The organism is Paraburkholderia sp. BR10936, assembly GCF_040965735.1.
Taxonomy (GTDB): Bacteria; Pseudomonadota; Gammaproteobacteria; order Burkholderiales; family Burkholderiaceae; genus Paraburkholderia; species Paraburkholderia nodosa_A.
The window spans coordinates 150,691-167,927 of sequence record NZ_JBFRCM010000014.1 but is presented as its reverse complement, the minus strand read 5'-3'; the positions used below and the strand labels follow the sequence as shown (position 1 = coordinate 167,927).

At 64.2% G+C, this 17,237-nt stretch carries 15 protein-coding genes; 9 read left to right on the top strand and 6 right to left on the bottom strand.

Features of this window, described 5'->3' with window-relative positions; all coding sequences use genetic code 11:
• Positions 1-4: 4 nt before the first annotated feature.
• Positions 5-985 carry a helix-turn-helix domain-containing GNAT family N-acetyltransferase gene (locus AB4Y36_RS27005; protein WP_342948761.1) on the bottom strand — a complete coding sequence of 327 codons (981 nt, stop codon included), beginning with the start codon at positions 983-985 and terminating at the stop codon, positions 5-7.
• A 162-nt stretch (positions 986-1,147) separates the two neighbouring features.
• Between AB4Y36_RS27005 and AB4Y36_RS27000 the strand changes: the two genes are divergently transcribed.
• Positions 1,148-3,121: a potassium transporter Kup gene (locus tag AB4Y36_RS27000; RefSeq protein WP_368684617.1), complete on the top strand. Its 1,974-nt coding sequence runs from the start codon at positions 1,148-1,150 to the stop codon at positions 3,119-3,121.
• 21 nt (positions 3,122-3,142) lie between these two features.
• On the opposite strand, the gene AB4Y36_RS26995 is transcribed toward AB4Y36_RS27000, so the two are convergent.
• Positions 3,143-3,697 (bottom strand): type 1 glutamine amidotransferase domain-containing protein, encoded by a 555-nt coding sequence (locus AB4Y36_RS26995; protein WP_342948876.1) that lies wholly within the window; start codon positions 3,695-3,697, stop codon positions 3,143-3,145.
• A 222-nt stretch (positions 3,698-3,919) separates the two neighbouring features.
• Between AB4Y36_RS26995 and AB4Y36_RS26990 the strand changes: the two genes are divergently transcribed.
• Positions 3,920-4,300, top strand: coding sequence for a hypothetical protein (locus AB4Y36_RS26990; protein ID WP_368684616.1), 381 nt, complete (start codon positions 3,920-3,922; stop codon positions 4,298-4,300).
• 117 nt (positions 4,301-4,417) lie between these two features.
• Here the strand turns inward: AB4Y36_RS26990 and AB4Y36_RS26985 are convergent, their stop codons facing one another.
• Both AB4Y36_RS26985 and AB4Y36_RS26980 read right to left on the bottom strand, forming a co-directional pair.
• Positions 4,418-5,722 carry an MFS transporter gene (locus AB4Y36_RS26985; RefSeq protein ID WP_368684615.1) on the bottom strand — a complete coding sequence of 435 codons (1,305 nt, stop codon included), beginning with the start codon at positions 5,720-5,722 and terminating at the stop codon, positions 4,418-4,420.
• Positions 5,719-6,909: a M20 aminoacylase family protein gene (locus AB4Y36_RS26980; protein ID WP_069266669.1), complete on the bottom strand. Its 1,191-nt coding sequence runs from the start codon at positions 6,907-6,909 to the stop codon at positions 5,719-5,721. The genes AB4Y36_RS26985 and AB4Y36_RS26980 overlap by 4 nt, the downstream gene beginning before the upstream one ends.
• A 164-nt stretch (positions 6,910-7,073) precedes the next feature.
• Here AB4Y36_RS26980 and AB4Y36_RS26975 point away from each other — a divergent pair, with 164 nt between their 5' ends.
• The 4 genes from AB4Y36_RS26975 to AB4Y36_RS26960 all read left to right on the top strand — a co-directional run bounded on the left by AB4Y36_RS26975 (position 7,074) and on the right by AB4Y36_RS26960 (position 9,490).
• Positions 7,074-8,027 (top strand): LysR family transcriptional regulator, encoded by a 954-nt coding sequence (locus AB4Y36_RS26975; protein WP_256094890.1) that lies wholly within the window; start codon positions 7,074-7,076, stop codon positions 8,025-8,027.
• Positions 8,028-8,219: 192 nt separating this feature from the next.
• Positions 8,220-8,702 carry a type VI secretion system tube protein TssD gene (gene tssD / locus AB4Y36_RS26970; RefSeq protein WP_368684614.1) on the top strand — a complete coding sequence of 161 codons (483 nt, stop codon included), beginning with the start codon at positions 8,220-8,222 and terminating at the stop codon, positions 8,700-8,702.
• A 12-nt stretch (positions 8,703-8,714) separates the two neighbouring features.
• Positions 8,715-9,197 (top strand): DUF2778 domain-containing protein, encoded by a 483-nt coding sequence (locus tag AB4Y36_RS26965; protein WP_368684613.1) that lies wholly within the window; start codon positions 8,715-8,717, stop codon positions 9,195-9,197.
• A complete protein-coding gene (locus tag AB4Y36_RS26960) occupies positions 9,194-9,490 on the top strand; it encodes a hypothetical protein (protein ID WP_368684612.1) in 297 nt (98 codons plus the stop codon). The genes AB4Y36_RS26965 and AB4Y36_RS26960 overlap by 4 nt, the downstream gene beginning before the upstream one ends.
• 81 nt (positions 9,491-9,571) lie before the next feature.
• On the opposite strand, the gene AB4Y36_RS26955 is transcribed toward AB4Y36_RS26960, so the two are convergent.
• Positions 9,572-10,279, bottom strand: a complete 708-nt coding sequence (locus tag AB4Y36_RS26955) for a GntR family transcriptional regulator (protein WP_368684611.1) — start codon at positions 10,277-10,279, stop codon at positions 9,572-9,574.
• Between the two features lie 163 nt (positions 10,280-10,442).
• On the opposite strand from AB4Y36_RS26955, the gene AB4Y36_RS26950 reads away from it, so the two are divergent.
• The 3 genes from AB4Y36_RS26950 to AB4Y36_RS26940 all read left to right on the top strand — a co-directional run bounded on the left by AB4Y36_RS26950 (position 10,443) and on the right by AB4Y36_RS26940 (position 16,113).
• A complete protein-coding gene (locus AB4Y36_RS26950; protein ID WP_368684610.1) occupies positions 10,443-11,660 on the top strand; it encodes an alanine--glyoxylate aminotransferase family protein in 1,218 nt (405 codons plus the stop codon).
• A 136-nt stretch (positions 11,661-11,796) separates the two neighbouring features.
• Positions 11,797-13,083 carry an MFS transporter gene (locus AB4Y36_RS26945; protein ID WP_368684609.1) on the top strand — a complete coding sequence of 429 codons (1,287 nt, stop codon included), beginning with the start codon at positions 11,797-11,799 and terminating at the stop codon, positions 13,081-13,083.
• 6 nt (positions 13,084-13,089) lie between these two features.
• The gene (locus AB4Y36_RS26940) at positions 13,090-16,113 is read left to right on the top strand and encodes an FAD-binding and (Fe-S)-binding domain-containing protein (protein ID WP_368684608.1); all 3,024 of its coding nucleotides are present in this window, start codon (positions 13,090-13,092) and stop codon (positions 16,111-16,113) included.
• Here the strand turns inward: AB4Y36_RS26940 and AB4Y36_RS26935 are convergent.
• Positions 16,110-17,204 (bottom strand): serine hydrolase, encoded by a 1,095-nt coding sequence (locus tag AB4Y36_RS26935; protein WP_069266664.1) that lies wholly within the window; start codon positions 17,202-17,204, stop codon positions 16,110-16,112. The two genes, AB4Y36_RS26940 and AB4Y36_RS26935, sit on opposite strands and share 4 nt — an antisense overlap.
• Positions 17,205-17,237: the final 33 nt, after the last annotated feature.

Below are 17,237 nucleotides of genomic sequence, written 5' to 3'. Positions count from 1 at the left end.
CGAGTCAATCGGCACGGCGCCTCACGAAGCGCTGCTCCGTGACCTTCGTGCCCCACTGGTCGCCTTCGGACGCCTGCGCGAGGTGAAAGCCGAACGACTCGTACAGATGCCGCGCGGCGTCGAGGCCCTTGAAGGTCCACAGGTAGGTCTCGGCGTAGTGCGCATCGACGAACTGCATCGCGTTGGTCATCAACTGCCGGCCGATGCCGGTACCGCGCAGTGAGTCGTCGACGATGAACCAGCGCAGGTGAGCGACACCTGCGTTGCCGCTCTCGTTCCCGTCGATGGCAAGCGAAGCGAGGACGCGATCGCGCTCCACCGCGAGCCAGAGCGCCTTGCCAACGGCTGGCAAGGCGCCGGTGAAGTCGGCGAGTTCCGTGGCCACCTTCTTCTCGAAGTACGAGCCGAAGCCCCAGTTCGCGGCGTAGAACCGCGCGTGCAGGCTCGCAATGTCGCCAATGCAGCCGGGCCGGTAGCCTTCCACGATCTGCACGCCCGCCGCCGGCGCTGTTGCGCGGGTCTCGTTGGGGTTGTCGTGCGCGAGCGCGTCGGCGTAGAGCGCGAGCGCACGCACGAGCGTCTGCTGGTCGGCAGGAACGAGCCTGCGCAGCGCATTGGAAACCTGATCCGTGGCGAAGCGGTCGATCTTCGCGCGCAGCTTCTGGCCTGCCGCGCTCAGGGTCAACTCGGTAGAGCGCGCGTCATCGTCGGCGGTCTTGCGTTTGACGAGACCGGCCGCCTCGAGCCGCGCGACCTGGCGGCTCGTGTTCGACTTGTCGAGCCGCAGGATGTCGCCGAGCGCCCGTGCATTGATGCCCGGCTGCGCGCCGATCTCGATGATGGCGTGTACGGCGGATGGGGCGAGATCGCTGTCGGCGAGCGTGGTGCGCATGAAGCCCAGCTCGCGCACGAGCCGCCGCGAGAACTCGCGCAGTTCGAGGATGGTCGTCTCGCGAGGCTGCGCGGGCACGTCGACAAAATCCATGATGGTCTCCGTTATGGTCTGCATGGTCTTCATGCAAATGGTTGCGACTCGCAACCATCCGGACTCAATATAGGCGTGCCCGACGGATAAGGCAAGTTCGCCACGCGGCCGGGAAATTGACGTTCGACCCTTCCACTGGCTCAGGCGCCAGAGGAACGCCAATTGCGAGAGGTCAAAGCCTCCACCGAACGCCGCGCAGCCATGCTCAAGGAACGCCTCAACCCGTACGGAAACGCGCCCAAAGAGCAGGCGCGCAGGCAGGACGACGACGCCGGCCAGCGCGCACTGGTGCTCGGCTCGCTCGGCGTGGTGTTCGGCGACATCGGCACGAGCCCGATCTACGCGCTGCGCGAAGCCGTGCAGACGGCGCATTCCTCGGCCCAGCCGGTGGTGATGGGCGTGCTCTCCATGATCCTGTGGGCGGTGCTGATCGTGGTCGTGCTCAAGTACGCCTGCTTCGTCATGCGCGCCGACAACGAGGGCGAGGGCGGCATCGTTGCGCTCACGGCGCTGGTGTGCGCCGGATTCGCGAAGGCGGGGCGGCCCGCGCCGCGTCTGCTCGTGCTCGCGGGTCTCGTCGGCGCGGCGATGTTTTACGGCGACTCGATGATCACGCCTGCCATTTCGGTGCTTTCCGCGGTGGAAGGGCTCAAGGAAATCAATCCCGCATTCGACAGCGCCGTGCTGCCGGTTTCATTGGCGATTCTCGTGGCGCTCTTCCTGTTCCAGGCGCGCGGCACCGCCGTGGTCGGGCGCACCTTCGGGCCCGTCATGGCGCTCTGGTTCCTGAGCCTCGGCGCGGTGGGCGTTTATCACATCGCGCTCTATCCGGCGATTCTCGCCGCGGCGTCGCCGGTCTGGGCCGTGCGGCTCGCGCTCGCGCATCCGGGGCTCGCCTTCGGCGTGCTCGCTGCCGTAATTCTTGCGTTGACGGGCGCCGAGGCGCTCTACGCCGACATTGGCCACTTCGGCACGCGCTCCATTCGCATTGCGTTCTTTTGCGTCGTGCTGCCGGCGATCGTCGCGGGCTATTTCGGCCAGGCCGCGACCGTGCTGTTCGAGCCGGGCGGCGCCAGCCAGCCGTTCTTTCGCTCGATGCCGCATTGGGCGCTCATTCCGGCGGTCGGCATCGCCATGCTTGCCACTATCATCGCTTCGCAAGCGGTGATCTCGGGCGCGTTTTCCATGACGAGCCAGGCCATCGAGTTGGGCTTCCTGCCCCGCATGCGCACGATCGAAACCTCGAGCACGCGGCGCGGCCAGATCTACGTTCCGGCAGTCAACGCGGGATTGCTCGTGGCCGTGGTGTTTCTCGTGCTGTTCTTTCGCAGCTCCGAGCGGCTCACGTCCGCGTATGGCCTCGCCGTGGCGATGACGATGGTGACCACGTCGATGCAAATGCTATCTGTATGTCGCGAAGTATGGGGCTGGCCGCGCGCCGCCACATGGCTGGCATGTGTGCCGCTGCTGATCGTGGACGGCATGCTGCTTGCCGCGAGCTTGCCGAAAATTCCCACCGGTGGCTGGTTCCCGGTTTCCGTGGGCGCATTGCTGTTCATCATGATGAGTACCTGGCACCGTGGCCGCGAACTGGAGGCGCGTCATGCGGCACGCGGCGAATCGGTGGACGTCTTTCTGCGTGGTATCTGCACTGCCGATCCGAAGCCGCCGCGCGTGCCGGGCACGGCCGTATACCCGGGCAACGCACCCGGCATGACGCCGGCCGCGCTCGCGAGCAACGTGCGCCACAATCACGTCCTGCATCGCACGGTGATCGTGTTCGCCAATGTTTCGGAGTCCGCACCGCAGGCTGACGATGAAACGCGCATCGAAGCGCGCGACCTCGGCGCGGGTTGCTGGGAGATCGTCGCGCATCATGGCTTCGTCGAGCGGCCCAATTTGCCGCGGCTTTTGGCATCGCTGCAAGGCAGGTTGGGCGATTGGCGTTTCGACCCGCAACAGACCACGTTCTACTTGCCGCGCGACGAGGTGCTGCGCGAGCAAGCCCAGCAGGACGTGAGCCGCTGGCGTGCGCGGCTCTTCGCGTTCATGTCGTACCACTGCACTTCGAGCGCCGAGTATTACGGCCTGGCTCCCGCACATGTGGTCGAGCTGGGCGTGCAGGTGGCGCTGTGAGCGTGACGCCGGCCGGCGCCGTCATGCCGTGCCCGCCGCCGCCGAAAGGGTGGAGATGATCTCGGCGTTGAAGGCAGGTATATCGTCGGGCTTGCGGCTCGTAATGAAGTTGCCGTCGTGGACCATGGTCTCGTCGACCCACTTGCCGCCCGCATTGCGGATATCGTCCTGAAGCGAGGGCCAGCTCGTCATGGTGTGTCCCTTGACGATACCGGCTGAGACCGGCAGCCAACCACCATGGCAGATCACGGCAATCGTCTTATGCGCGTCGTTGGCCGCACGCACGAACGCCTGCGCCTCCGGAATCAGGCGGATGGCATCAGAGTTCACCACGCCGCCGGGCAATACGACCGCGTCGTAGTCATCCGCCTTCGCGCTGCCGAAGGTGCGGTCCACCTTGATCTTGCTGCCCTTGTCGACGTGACGAAAACCCTGAATTTCACCGCTTTTCTGCGATATCACGTCCACGTGCGCCCCCGCTTCCTTCAATGCGCGGCGCGGCTCGGTAAGTTCGACTTCCTCGAATCCGTCCATGGCAAGGATTGCGACCTTGCAGTTGTCGAGCATATTGGCCATTGCGATTTCCTCCTTGAGTGAGACCGTCTGAGACCGTTTGCAACCAATCTCAACTGTAGCAAGACGGATGCCGCGCGGTGCGTGAAACCTCGAATCAGAGCAAACGGCGCGCAGCCGGATTCGATTCTGCGGCGGCATGGCGCTTGCGGAACAACAGTCAGGCGTGGTGCGCCGCCGGTTCGCCACGTAGCAGTTCCATCCACAATCCTCAAGGAGAGCGAAATGAATGGATCGATCAAACAATTGCTGGCTGGGGTCATCCTCGCAACGTGTTCGGCAGCGGCGCTCGCGCAGGGCGCAGGCGGGGGAGCCGGCGGGGGAGCCGGTGGCACCGGCGGCGGTAGCAATGGTGTCGGCGCGGGCGGCGGCACGACGGGCGCGGCGGGCATCAATACGGCGCGTCCGCCGGGCAGCACCGCAGGCACCCGTTATAACAATAGCGGCTATGGCGCGCCCGGCACTACAGCGACCGGCGGCGGCCAGGGAACGGGGACTGGCGCGGCGCCTGCGCCTGCCACGGGAACCCCTCAAAGCATGCCGTATAACAACGACAACGGTAACGGCAATGGCGGGATGAGCACGCAGCCGGGCGGCAGCCAATAAGGGCGCGGTAGGTAGTCAAACTGACTAAAGAAGAAGAATCGGGGTGTAGTGCGAAGGGCGAGCGACGCAGCGTGCGTCGCCCGCCCTTTTTAGGGCTGCATCTTTTCAGGCGAGCGGTCAGTCGATCTGCTTGTTGCCGGTTTCCTCGAACATTGAAACGGCGATGAGCGAAATCAGCACGCAGCCGATCATGTACCACGCGGGCGCCATCTTGTTGCCCGTCACATGGATGAGCCAGCCGGCCACGAGCTGAGCCGTGCCGCCGAACACGGAAACCGCAATCGCGTATGCACTCGACATATAGCCTGCGCGCAGATGTTTCGGAAAGTTTTCCGGCATCAGCGCGTAAGCGGGCGCAGAGCCCATCGTATAGCAGAGCATGAGCACGACGAGCGCGGCGAGCACGACCGGCAGCGACGGAAAGTGCGTCATGAGCCAGAACGCCGGATACAGCAGCAGGATCAACGCGACGCGCCCGATCACCGTGAGCGGCTTGCGGCGGCCCATGCGGTCCGACCACGCGCCGTAGATCGGGCACATCACGAGCGAGATCGTGCTGGACGCCACGCCCGCGAGGATCGACATTTTGGGTGGCAGTCCCAGGTACTGGATGCAGTAGGTCGGCATGTAGTACATCATCACGTAGGTCGAAACCGACATGCCCATGATCGCGAAGATCGTGAGAAACCAGTTGCGCACGTACAGGCCGCGCTTCGGGTCGTCGCGGTCCGCGATCACGCGCTGCGCCGGCGGCTCCTCGCGAATGTGCCGGCGCAGATAGATGCCGACCGGCGCGATGAGCGTGCCGAGCAAGAATGGAATGCGCCATCCCCAGCTATGCATCGTTTCCGCGGAGAGCAGAAAGCCGAGGCTTGCCGCGAGGCCCGAGCCGAGCAGCGCCGCCGCGCCCTGGCTCGCGAGCTGCCAGCTCGCGCGAAACCCGCGGCTTGCCTGGCCGCCCATTTCGAGGAGGGTGGCGGTGGCCGCGCCGAACTCGCCGCCCTGCGCGAAACCCTGGACGAGGCGGGCAACCACGATCAAGAGCGGCGCGGCCAGGCCGATCTGCGCATAGGTTGGTGCAAGACCGATGGACGCGGAACCCACCGCCATCAGCAGGATGGTGAGCGTGAGCGCGGGCTTGCGGCCCGCGCGGTCCGCGTAGCGGCCGAGCACGATGCCGCCGAGCGGGCGCATCACGAAACCCACGGCGAACACCGCGAACGCGAGCAAGAGCGACGTGACCTGGCTGTCGGCCGGAAAGAACTGATGGCCGATCGTGAGCGCGAAATAGCTATAGACCGTGAAGTCGAAGAATTCGAGCAGGTTGCCGATCACCGCCGCGAGAACGATCTTGCGCTGGTAGCCCGGTGAGAGCGGCGCTTCTTCGGCTGTTTCCAGAAGCGGTTCGGTGGCGGCGTTCATGCACGCTCCTTGCTGAGGAAGCGTTCGACGAGGCGCGTCCAGAACGCTGCGCCAATGGTCAGATTGTCGTCGTTGAAGTCGTAGCGCGCGTTGTGCAGCATCGGGCGGCCTTCGCCATTGCCAAGGCGTACGAAACAACCGGGCCGCTGCTGCAGGTAGTACGCGAAGTCCTCGCTGCCGGCGATCGGCGGGAAGGGCGCGATGACGTGCTCCGGCCCGACCAGTTCCTCGGCGACCTGGCGTGCGAATTCGGTTTCGGCTTCGCTGTTGATCAGCACCGGATAACCGCGGATGAATTCGATGTCCACCGTCGCACCGTAGCTTTGCGCCTGCGCTTGCACGAGCGCGCGAATGCGTGCCTCGAGCGTCGCGCGCACCTCGGGCGAGAACGAGCGCACGCTCATTTCGAGCACGGCGTCTTCGGGAATCACGTTCGGCGCGTGGCCCGAACGGAACGCGCCGACGGTCACGACCGCGGCTTCGTTGGGGTCGACGTTGCGCGACACTACCGACTGCAGGGCCATCACGATGCTGCTGCCCACGAGCACCGGGTCGACGGCCAGATGCGGGCGCGCCGCGTGGCCGCCCTTGCCGTGAACGCGCAGCTTGACGGTGTCGCACGCGGCCATGAGCGGGCCGGCGCGAAAGCCGAAGGTGCCGGTGGGCACGCCCGGATGATTGTGCAGCCCGAAGATGGCTTCGCAGGGGAAGCGCTCGAACAGGCCGTCGGCGATCATGCGCTCGGCGCCGCTGTCCGAACCGGCTTCCTCGGCGGGCTGAAAAATCAGGTGGACGGTGCCGTCGAAATTGCGCGTTTTCGCGAGCTGGCGCGCGGCGCCGAGCAGCACGGTGGTGTGGCCGTCGTGGCCGCACGCGTGCATCTTGCCCGCGTGGATGCTCGCGTAGTCGAGGCCGGTCAGCTCCTGGACCGGCAGGGCGTCCATGTCGGCGCGCACGCCTACGGTGCGCGTGCTCGTGCCGGCCTTGAGCGCCGCCACGACGCCGTGCCCGCCCACATGGCGCGTGACTTCGTAGCCCCAGGACTCGAGCTTGTCGGCGACGAAACACGACGTGTCGGCTTCCTCGTACGACAGCTCGGGGTGCTTGTGGAGGTGATGACGGATTTCGTCGAGTTCCGATCGGGCTTCGGCCAGGTCGGCGACTTCGCAGTAGTGGTGCTCGCTCACGGGGACTCCCCTTATTGGAATGGGTTTTGGGCAAAAGCCAAAGGCCGAGTATTGCATCGACGAAAAACTCGACCCATGACGGAAAAGCACCGAAAATGTTGACTTATAGTCAACGATAGATTGTCGCGGCGCAGCATGGCAAGGCGCGCGGAAGGAGCAATGCAGTGCGGGGAAAGGCAGATTGGGAAGATGCGGCGCGAGGCGCGATCGACGAGATCGGCGAGCGCCCGCTGCGCTATCTGGCCGAAATCGCAGCCGCAGGCGGCGTGCGCATGGCCGCCGAGGCGCTCGGTATCAACGCCTCGGTCATCAGCAGGCAGGTGGCGGCGCTGGAGCGCCGGTTGCGCTTTCCGCTGATCGAGCGGCGCGGGCGCAGTGTGGCCGTGACCGAGATCGGTCAGGTGCTGGTGGACCACTATCGCGACGGGCAGCGCCGTCAGCGCGATCTGGCCGCGCGCCTGGAGGAGTACCGGCACCTGCGGCGCGGCCGCGTGGCGCTGGGTGTGGGCGAGGGCTTCATCGGCAATCTGATCGCGCGGGCGTTGCAGCGTTTTTCGATGACGTACCCGGACATTCTCGTGGAGATTCGCTCGGGGCCGACGCCGGTCGTGCTGTCGCTCGTGCGCGACGACGTCGTCGATATCGGCCTGTGCACACGCACCTCCGACGACCCTGCCATGCGCATTCATCCCTTCGCGTCGCGGCCGCTCTGCGCGCTCGTCGCACCCTCGCACCGCTTTGCGAAGATGCACAAGGTGGCGCCCGCCGAACTCGCCAGCGAGCGCCTGATCTTCATGACCGAGTCGTTCGGTGTGCAGCACTTCGTGCAGTCGCTGTTCGAAGATGCGCGTCTGAACGTGATGCCGGCGTATCGCGTGGATCTGTTCAACACGGCGCAGACGCTCGCGGCCGCTGGTCTTGGCGTGGCGTTCATGTCGTCGATCACGGCGCGCCGCGGCATCGATCTGGGCGAATTGGTGGCCGTGCCGATCGATCATCCGATCGCGGCGGGCTTTTCGAGCCAGATGGTCACGCGCGTGGGCCGCAGGCTCTCACCTGCTGCCGATCACCTGAGGAAGCAGCTTGCGCAGAGTTTTCTGGAGTCGGCGGCGAAGTAGTGGGGCGATACAAGTGATGCATATCGCATCGTCGCATCCTTTATTACGTAGCATTTTCGGATGAATCCCATATCCCGCCTTCCCGCATGGAGTGAGCATCGCTCGAACGGGTAATCGACTGACCCGTTCAGCTAACCGGCCGAGTTTTCGCGCTGGTTTTCGTTTACTTCATGGTTCTCAAGGAAGGTCAAATTGGCGGTTCCCCTGCATCTCTGGCTAAAGGACGAAGGCGGCGCGGTTATTGTTGGATCCAGCGAGGTTTTTGGAAGAGAAGGGAGTATCGAGGTATTGAGCCTGACACATGGCTTGCATATGCCTTCGGACAGCAACACCGGAAAGCTGATGGGTGCGCGCACGCATCGGCCGCTCATTATCGAAAAGGAAATCGATCGTTCCTCTGCGCTTCTCTATCGTGCGGTTGCATGTGGACTTACCTTGCAGACGGGAGAGCTGAAGTTCTATCGCGCAAATGATGCGGGGATAGAAGAGGCCTATTTCACCGTGTTCATGAGGAATGTAAAGGTAGTCGGGATATCGCCTCGCGTGCCAAATATCAAAGAGGCCGTAAACCAGCATCGTAATCATTTCGAAGTCGTGGAATTCCGCTATGAGGAAATTACCTGGAATTACACGGAAGGGAACATGATTTTCAAAGATTCGTGGAACTACTTCTAACGGGGCGCGAATATGCCGGTAAGGTGTACATTTGCGCTGAATGGCCAAACGACCTCGACGCTGTACTGTTCCGGCTTTGGCCCGGTCGCAGCATACTCCGGGCAGAAGCAGGGGCGAGACAATCCGAACGACACGGCTATGCCCGATATAGGCCCGCTGCCCGCTGGAACATACTATATTCTTGACCGGCAATCGGGCGGACGATTTGGCTGGTTCCGGGACTGGTATGACGCGCACGGGTTCGGTTCGACCGACCATACGAAGTGGTTCATGCTATGGAACGCGCACGGCGGAGACGCGACGATGATTGATGGCATCAAGCGGGGGCACTTCAGGCTGCATCCTGAAGGACCAATGCGGCTGAGTGAAGGCTGTATTACCGTAATTAGCCCGTCCGAGTTCACGAACCTTCGACGATATATTCGTTCGCATCCGGCAGACTTGCTAGTTCCGGGTTCGGCGTTGCATGCTTACGGTACGGTTGACGTTCGATGAAACGATTGGCAGAAATCGTGTGGTTAATTTTCTGTATAGCGTTAGCCATTGCTGGGGCATACTATCTAACCACTTTCTATCTCACCATGCCGACTGACATGCCGTATTGGGTCGATCTGGCAATCCGGTCTGGTTTTAGAATCATCCTGAAAGACAATATGCCGGATCCTGATGATATGGGCGTGATCGCGATGCTGATTTACTTCTCGATATCAATGACTATTTCCGGTATGGTTATCGGGATTGGGGGAAGTCTGATTTGGCGGCGCTTTCTCGCCCCTCGTTTTCGCTAAGGCGCTCAGTCGGAAAGCCCCTCCTTAGCACATCGTTTTGCCCCGCTTCGGCGGGGCTTATCATTTGAGCGTAAAGCCAACCTACTCCTGCACCGACGGCGTATCCCCAATCCGCAACACCGCATCGCGTTTGGCGAGCAAATGCTGCCGCAGTATTGCCGCGAGCCGCTTGCCGTCGCGCGCATCGAGCGCCTCCAGCATTTCGCCGTGCTCGTGAATCGCGCGGTCCCACTTGGCGGTTTCGAAGTTCGAGCGAAACCTTAGCGCCTGCAAGCGGCGATTCACCGCGATATACGTCTGCCGCAGCGCCGAATTGCGCGCCGCTTCGTTGATCTTGTCGTGAATCGCCTGATTGCGGCTGTAGTAACCGGCCAGATCGTTCTGCGCGCGGCAGGCGAGCATCGCGTAGTGCAGCGCCTTGATCTCGGCGATCTCAGCCGCGGTGATCCGCTCGCAAGCCAGTTCGCCTGAAAACGCTTCGAGTCCGCTCATGAGTTCGAAGGTCTCGCGCAGTTCCGCCTCCGACATCTTCGAGACCGAGGCGCCGCGATTCGGGGAAATTTCGATCAGCCCTTCGGACGCGAGCACCTTCAGCGCCTCGCGCAGCGGCGTGCGCGAAATGCCCAGCGTTTCGCACAGCTCGCGCTCGTTGAGCTTGCGCCCGGCCTCGAGCGCGCCTTCCACGATGAACCGCCGCAGATGGTCGACGACGGTGTCATGGAGTTGCTGGCGCGGAATGGGCGGCAGTTCCGGGCTGGTCGCAGAGGGGTTCAGGTTCGGGTTTTGCATGCAAAAGGCATTTCCATCGATTTCCAGCGAATTCTAGCCCAAGGACAGGACCCCAAAGAAGCACACTGTGCCTGGGGTAAACCACATCAGAATTGCCTGTCTGCACATGAGCTGGCTGGATTATAGTTTTTTGAATGCAAAATTCAAAAACAGGAGCGATTGCATGTTGAAGCTCGATTTCCATCCCGCTGGCCGCCATTTCCTGCAGATTCCCGGGCCGAGCCCGGTGCCCGATCGCATCCTGCGCGCGATGAGCTATCCGACCATCGACCATCGCGGCCCCGAGTTTGCCGTGCTCGGGCTCAAGGTGCTGGACGGCATCAAGAAGATCTTCAAGACGCAGCAGCCGGTGGTGATTTACCCGGCCTCCGGCACGGGCGCGTGGGAAGCCGCGCTCACGAACACGCTGAGTCCCGGCGACTCGGTGCTGATGTTTGAGACGGGCCATTTCGCGACGCTATGGAAGCAGATGGCCGAGCGCCTTGGCCTGAAGCCGGAATTTCTCGGCCTGCCCGGCATCGAAGGCTGGCGGCGCGGCGTGCAGGCCGACATGATCGAAAAGCGTTTGCGCGAGGACGCGCAGCACGCCATCAAGGCGGTGTGCGTGGTGCACAACGAGACCTCGACCGGCGTGACCTCGGACATCGCCGCGGTGCGCCGCGCGATCGATGCCGCCGGGCACCCGGCGCTGCTGCTCGTCGACACGATTTCCGGTCTCGCCAGCGCTGACTATCGCCATGACGAATGGGGCGTGGACGTGACCGTCTCCGGCTCGCAGAAGGGTCTCATGCTGCCGCCGGGCATCAGCTTCAACGCGGTTTCGGCGAAGGCGCTGGCCGCGAGCGAGCACGCGAAGCTGCCGCGCAGCTTCTGGGGCTGGGCTGAGATCATCGAGATGAACAAGAGCGGCTACTGGCCGTACACGCCCAACACGAACCTGCTCTACGGCCTTTCCGAAGCGCTCGACATGCTGCAGGACGAAGGGCTCGACAACGTGTTCGCGCGGCATCAGCGGCTGGGCGAGGCGTGCCGGCGCGCGGTGCGAGCGTGGGGCCTCGAGATCCAGTGCGCCGATCCCGCCGTCTACAGTCCCGTGCTCACGGGCGTGATGATGCCCGAAGGCGTGGATGCGGATGCCGTGCGCAAGATCATCTACGAGCGCTTCGATCTCTCGCTCGGCACGGGCCTCGGCAAGGTCAAAGGGCGCATGTTCCGCATCGGGCATCTGGGCGACTGCAACGATCTCACGCTGCTGGCGGCATTGGCCGGCTGCGAGATGGGCCTGCGCATTGCGGGCGTGCCCTTGAGGGACAGCGGCTTGCCAGCCGCGATGGACTATCTCGCGGCGCAACCCAACGTGGTGTCGCTGAAAGCCGCCTGAAACAAGCACTTTTTCACATGCCGCGCACGGGGCGCGGCATGCGAGGCCGATTCCGGGCGATGCGAGATCGTTCCCATGCCGGACGCCACTTCGAGAAGGGCGATGCGGCCGACAGAACCAGCAACGGAGACTGACGATGAAACGGTATCGATTGACGAGCGCGAGCAGCATCGTGCTGATCATGCTCTGCATCATGTACTTCATCACCTACCTCGACCGTGTGAACGTGAGCACGGCGGCGGCGGGCTTCGGCAAGGAGTTCCAGCTTTCGCATACCGAAGTGGGACTGGTTTTTTCGGCGTTTGCGTATCCGTACCTGCTGTTTCAGATCATCGGCGGCTGGGTGAGCGACCGCTTCGGTGCGCGGCGCACGCTGCTTTTCTGCGGTGCGCTGTGGGGCGTGGCCACGGTTCTCACGGGCATGGCGGGCGGCCTCGCCACGCTGCTCGCCGCGCGCCTGTTGCTCGGCTTCGGCGAGGGCGCGACGTTTCCCGCCTCGACCTCGGCCATGTCGCGCTGGGTCGCGAAAGAGCGGCGCGGCTTCGCGCAGGGCATCACGCACTCCGCCTCGCGCATCGGCAATGCCGTGGCGCCAGCGGTGGTCGTGCTGGTGATGGCGCGCTACGGCTGGCGCGAATCGTTTTATGTTTGCGGCGCGCTCAGCCTGCTGTGGGTGGTGGTGTGGGCGTTCACCTTCACCGAACATCCGAAGGATCACCCGCGCATTACCGAGGCCGAGCTCGCGATCCTGCCGCCGCCCAAGCCGCGCGCGACCGGCCTGCCGTGGATGGCGCTCTTCAGGCGCATGATTCCGGTGACGATCGTCTACTTCTGCTACGGCTGGACGCTGTGGCTTTTCCTTAGCTGGATCCCGCAATACTTCCTGCACAACTATCACCTGCAGTTGGGCAAGTCGGCGATCTTCGCCTCGGTGGTGTTCCTCGCGGGCGTGGTAGGCGATACGCTCGGCGGCCTCGTGACCGACTGGCTCTTTCAGCGCACGGGCAACCTCAAGCGCGCGCGCAGCTGGATGGTCTCGGTGTGCATGCTGATCACGCTGATCGTGCTCGTGCCGCTGATGTTCGTGCACGACCCGGTCATTTCCATGGCGTGCCTCGCGGCGGGCTTCTTCTTCGCCGAAATGACGATCGGGCCGATGTGGGCGATTCCCATGGATATCGCGCCGGAATTCTCGGGCACGGCGAGCGGCATGATGAACACGGGCTCGGCGCTGGCCGCGATCATCTCGCCCGTGGTGGGCGGCTTTCTGATCGACCGCTTCGGCAACTGGGACCTGCCGTTCGTGGGCAGCATGGTGCTGATGGGGTGCGGCGTGATCCTCGCGTTCCGCATGCAGCCGGAGAGCCGCTTCGAGCTGGGCACGAAGGCTGACGAACCCGCAGGTTCTCATCAAGGAGTGTGAACGGCGATGGAAGGCGCACGCACCTCGGGCATGCTGGTCAAGCCGGTTCATCTCGTTCCTTCGAGCGCGGGCCACGGCTCGCCGCTCGCGCGGCGTCTGCGTGAAGCACTGCGCGGCGACGTGTGGTTCGACGCCGCAAGCCGCGGCCGTTACGCAACCGACGCCTCGATCTATCAGATCGTGCCCATCGGCGTGGTCGTGCCACGCGATCAGGACGACTTGCGCGCCGCGCTGGAAGTGGCGCGCCTCGCGCATGCTCCCGTGCTGGCGCGCGGCGCGGGTACGAGCCAGTGCGGGCAGACGGTGGGCGAAGCGCTCGTGATCGACACGTCGAAGTGGCTCAACAACATCGTCGAGTTCGACGCCGATGCGCGCATTGTGACGGTCGAACCGGGCGTCGTGCTCGATCATCTGAACGCGTGGCTCAAGCCGCACGGGTTGTGGTTTCCCGTGGATGTGTCGACGGCGGCGCAGTGCACGATCGGCGGCATGGCGGGCAACAACTCGTGCGGCTCGCGTTCGATCGAATACGGCAACATGGTGCACAACGTGCTCGGCATCGACGCGATTCTCGCGGATGGCACCGAAGCGCGCTTCCAGTCGCTGAACATGCCGCACGAAGGCGTGCGGCTGGCGGCGCTGCTCGAAGGCGTACAGCGTATCGCCACGCGCGAGCGCGGCGAGATCGCGGAACGCATGCCGAAGGTGCTGCGCCGTGTGGCCGGCTACAACATCGACCTGTTCGATTGCCAGAACCCGCTCGCCTACACCGACGACGGCGTGGCGAATCTCGCGCATCTGCTCGTGGGCTCCGAAGGCACGCTCGCGTTCAGCCGGCAGATCACGCTGAAGCTCGCGCCGTTGCCAGCGCACAAAACGCTGGGCGTAGTGAGCTTTCCCACCTTCTGGCAAGCGATGGACTCGGCGCAGCACATCGTCAAGCTCAAGCCGACTGCGGTCGAGCTGGTCGATCGCACGATGATCGAACTCGCGCTCGGCAATCCGGGCTTCAAGCCGGTGATCGAAAAGGCGCTGGTGGGCAGGCCCGATGCGATCCTGCTGGTCGAGTTCGCGGGCGACGAGCGTGACGCCCAGCTGCGCCGCCTCGATGACCTGGTCCAGCTGATGGGCGATCAAGGCCTGCGGGACTCGGTCGTGAAGATGACCGATGCGAACGAGCAAAAGGCGCTATGGGAAGTGCGCAAGGCGGGCCTGAACATCATGATGAGCATGAAGGGCGACGGCAAGCCCGTCTCGTTCATCGAGGACTGCGCCGTGCCGCTCGAACATCTCGCGGAGTACACGAGCCGCTTGACCGAAATCTTCCATCGGCACGGCACCGAAGGCACGTGGTACGCGCACGCGAGCGTCGGCACGCTGCACGTGCGGCCGATACTCGACATGCGCCGCGACGGTGCGGCGAAAATGCGCGCGATAGGCGAGCAGGCTGCGGAATTGGTGCGCGAGTACAAGGGTGCGTTTTCGGGCGAGCATGGCGACGGTCTGTGCCGCGGCGAATGGATTGCCTGGCAGTACGGACCGAAGATCAACGCCGCATTCTCGGAAATCAAGCAGCTGTTCGACCCCGAGAACCGTTTCAATCCCGACAAGATCGTGCGGCCGCCGAAAATGGACGACGCGACGCTGTTCCGCTTCGCGCCGGGATATCGCGAGCGCCAGATGCGGCCGATGCTCGACTGGTCGGCGTGGGACGTGGGCCGCGATCCGCTAACCGGCGTGGAAACGCCGCCCGGCAGCGGCGACGACCTGACCGGCGGCCTCGCGAAGGCCGTGGAGATGTGCAACAACAACGGCCACTGCCGCAAGTTCGACGCGGGCACGATGTGCCCGAGCTACCGCGTGACGAAAGACGAGAAGCACGCGACGCGTGGCCGCGCGAATACGTTGCGGCTCGCGATTTCGGGGCAGTTGGGCGAGGACGGACTCGCAAGCGACGACGTCAAGGACACGCTCGACCTGTGCGTATCGTGCAAGGGCTGCAAGCGCGACTGTCCAACCGGCGTGGACATGGCGAAGCTGAAAATCGAGGCGCGCGCTGCATGGAATACGAAGCACGGTCTGAAGCTGCGCGAGAAGATGATTGCCTATTTACCGCGCTATGCGCGACGCGCGGCGCAAGCCGGCGGCCTTGCGGCGGCGGGCGAGCGCATCCCGGTGGTCTCCGCGTGGGCAAAGCGCATGCTCGGCTTCGCGCCGCAACGCTCGCTGCCGCAGTTGCGGCCTTCGTTCCTTGCGGAGGTCGCGGCCGCAAAGCCCGACGCAGCAGCGGCAACGAAGGAAGTGGTGCTGTTCGTCGACACCTTCAACGACAACTTCGAGCCCGAAAACGCCCGCGCCGCGCAACGTGTGCTCGAAGCGGCCGGCTATTTCGTGCACTTCAACGTGCGCGGCGAAGAGCGCCCGCTCTGCTGTGGCCGCACCTTCCTCGCCGCGGGACTGGTCGACGAGGCAAAGCGCGAGGCGCGGCGCCTGCTCGATACGCTGATGCCGTTCGTGGCCCGCGGCGTGTCGATCGTCGGGCTCGAACCTTCGTGCCTGCTCTCGATGCGCGACGAATTCCTGCAATACGGCTACGGCGACGAAGCGCGGGAGTTGTCGGCCGCGGCGTTCCTGTTCGAGGAATTCCTCGTGCGCGAGAAAGGCGCGGGCCGCTTCGATCTGACGTTGCACGAACTCGATGCGCCACGCGCGTGGGTGCACGGCCACTGCCACCAGAAAGCATTCGACGCCTTCCGCCCCGTGCTCACGGTGCTGGGCTGGATTCCGGGCCTCGATGTGAAGCCGATCGAATCGTCATGCTGCGGGATGGCGGGCAGCTTCGGCTACGAAGCGGAGCACTACGAAGCTTCGCTGGCGATGGCCGAGCTGGCGCTGTTGCCCGCCGTGCGCAAGGCGGATCGCGCCGATCTCGTCGTGGCGGATGGCACGAGTTGCCGCCACCAGATCCACGACGGCGCAAACGCCACGGCGCTGCACGTGGCGCGGGTGCTGGAAATGGCGCTGCGCTAGGTCGCCAGCGTCCTCGTGCCCTGGCGCGCGCACACGGCATCCACGGCGTGCAGCATCTTGCCGAAGAACGCATCGGCGAATTGCGAATCGAGCCAGCGCACGATCAGCGCGATCTTGCGCTCGGGCTCGATCCACATGAACGAACTGCCCGCGCCGACGCCAAACCAGCTCGACTCGGGCACGCTCGGGAACATGCGCCGCCCCGTGTTGAGCCACACCAGTGAGCCGTAGAACGGCGCGAGCGGGCAGGGCGTGCGCATACGCGCGATCCATTCGCTCGAGAGTACGCGGCGGCCGGATACGACGCCGTCGTCGAGCAGCATTTGCGCGACCTTCAACTGATCGTTTGCGCTCACCGACATGCCGCCGCCCCAATGCGAGCCGCCCGGCACCGACTGCACGCGTCTGCCGCCCTGGTCGATCCACGCGTCGTCGTAACCGACCCATTGCCAGTTCTCGCTCGCGCCGACGGGCCTCATGATCGTCTCGCGAAAGACTTCGGGTAACGAACGACCGAACAGGCACAGGAGCGCGAACGAAAGCTGGTTGATGCGCACGTCGTTGTATTCCCAATACGTGCCGGGTGCGCGTAACGGGCGCAAGTCGCCTTTTTTCCCGTCGGGCGGCTCGCCGAACGTAACGGCGCGATAGTGATCGGCCTGATCGGTAAGGCCGAAGCACGTGCCTTGCCATTCGCTCGTCTGTTGCAGTAGATGCGTCCACGTGACCTGCGCATTGTGGTCATCGTCGAAGCCGATGCCGGGCGCGCGCACGTGGACGGGCTCGTCGGGATCGGGCAGCAGGCCGCGATCGTGCGCCACGCCCGCGAGCAGCGCCAGATACGTCTTGGCGATGCTGAAGGTCAGATCGGGCCGATCGGGCGCGCCCCATTGCGCGAGCGGGCGCCCGTTCACAGCAACCGCGCCGGACACAGGGCCGCGATCGTGAATGGGGCCCAGCAAGCAGTTCCACGGCGGCGGGTCGTTCACGTGCACGCCGAAGTTGCCATCGGCATTGCGGTCCCATGCCGATTCGTGATCGACGGAAAACTGGATGGCGTCCTGAACTTCCTGCGGCAAATCGTGTTGCATACGTGCGTGTTTCCTGTTGGTGTTCTTGTGCGG

Bases quoted from the DNA above. Each gene is read 5' to 3' on its own strand.
- AB4Y36_RS26955 (WP_368684611.1), bottom strand. From the start codon at position 10,279: ATGCAAAACCCGAACCTGAACCCCTCTGCGACCAGCCCGGAACTGCCG.
- AB4Y36_RS26935 (WP_069266664.1), bottom strand. From the start codon at position 17,204: ATGCAACACGATTTGCCGCAGGAAGTTCAGGACGCCATCCAGTTTTCC.
- AB4Y36_RS26945 (WP_368684609.1), top strand. From the start codon at position 11,797: ATGAAACGGTATCGATTGACGAGCGCGAGCAGCATCGTGCTGATCATG.
- AB4Y36_RS26940 (WP_368684608.1), top strand. From the start codon at position 13,090: ATGGAAGGCGCACGCACCTCGGGCATGCTGGTCAAGCCGGTTCATCTC.
- AB4Y36_RS26965 (WP_368684613.1), top strand. From the start codon at position 8,715: ATGCCGGTAAGGTGTACATTTGCGCTGAATGGCCAAACGACCTCGACG.
- AB4Y36_RS26960 (WP_368684612.1), top strand. From the start codon at position 9,194: ATGAAACGATTGGCAGAAATCGTGTGGTTAATTTTCTGTATAGCGTTA.
- AB4Y36_RS27005 (WP_342948761.1), bottom strand. From the start codon at position 985: ATGGATTTTGTCGACGTGCCCGCGCAGCCTCGCGAGACGACCATCCTC.
- AB4Y36_RS26995 (WP_342948876.1), bottom strand. From the start codon at position 3,697: ATGGCCAATATGCTCGACAACTGCAAGGTCGCAATCCTTGCCATGGAC.
- AB4Y36_RS26950 (WP_368684610.1), top strand. From the start codon at position 10,443: ATGTTGAAGCTCGATTTCCATCCCGCTGGCCGCCATTTCCTGCAGATT.
- AB4Y36_RS26990 (WP_368684616.1), top strand. From the start codon at position 3,920: ATGAATGGATCGATCAAACAATTGCTGGCTGGGGTCATCCTCGCAACG.
- AB4Y36_RS26985 (WP_368684615.1), bottom strand. From the start codon at position 5,722: ATGAACGCCGCCACCGAACCGCTTCTGGAAACAGCCGAAGAAGCGCCG.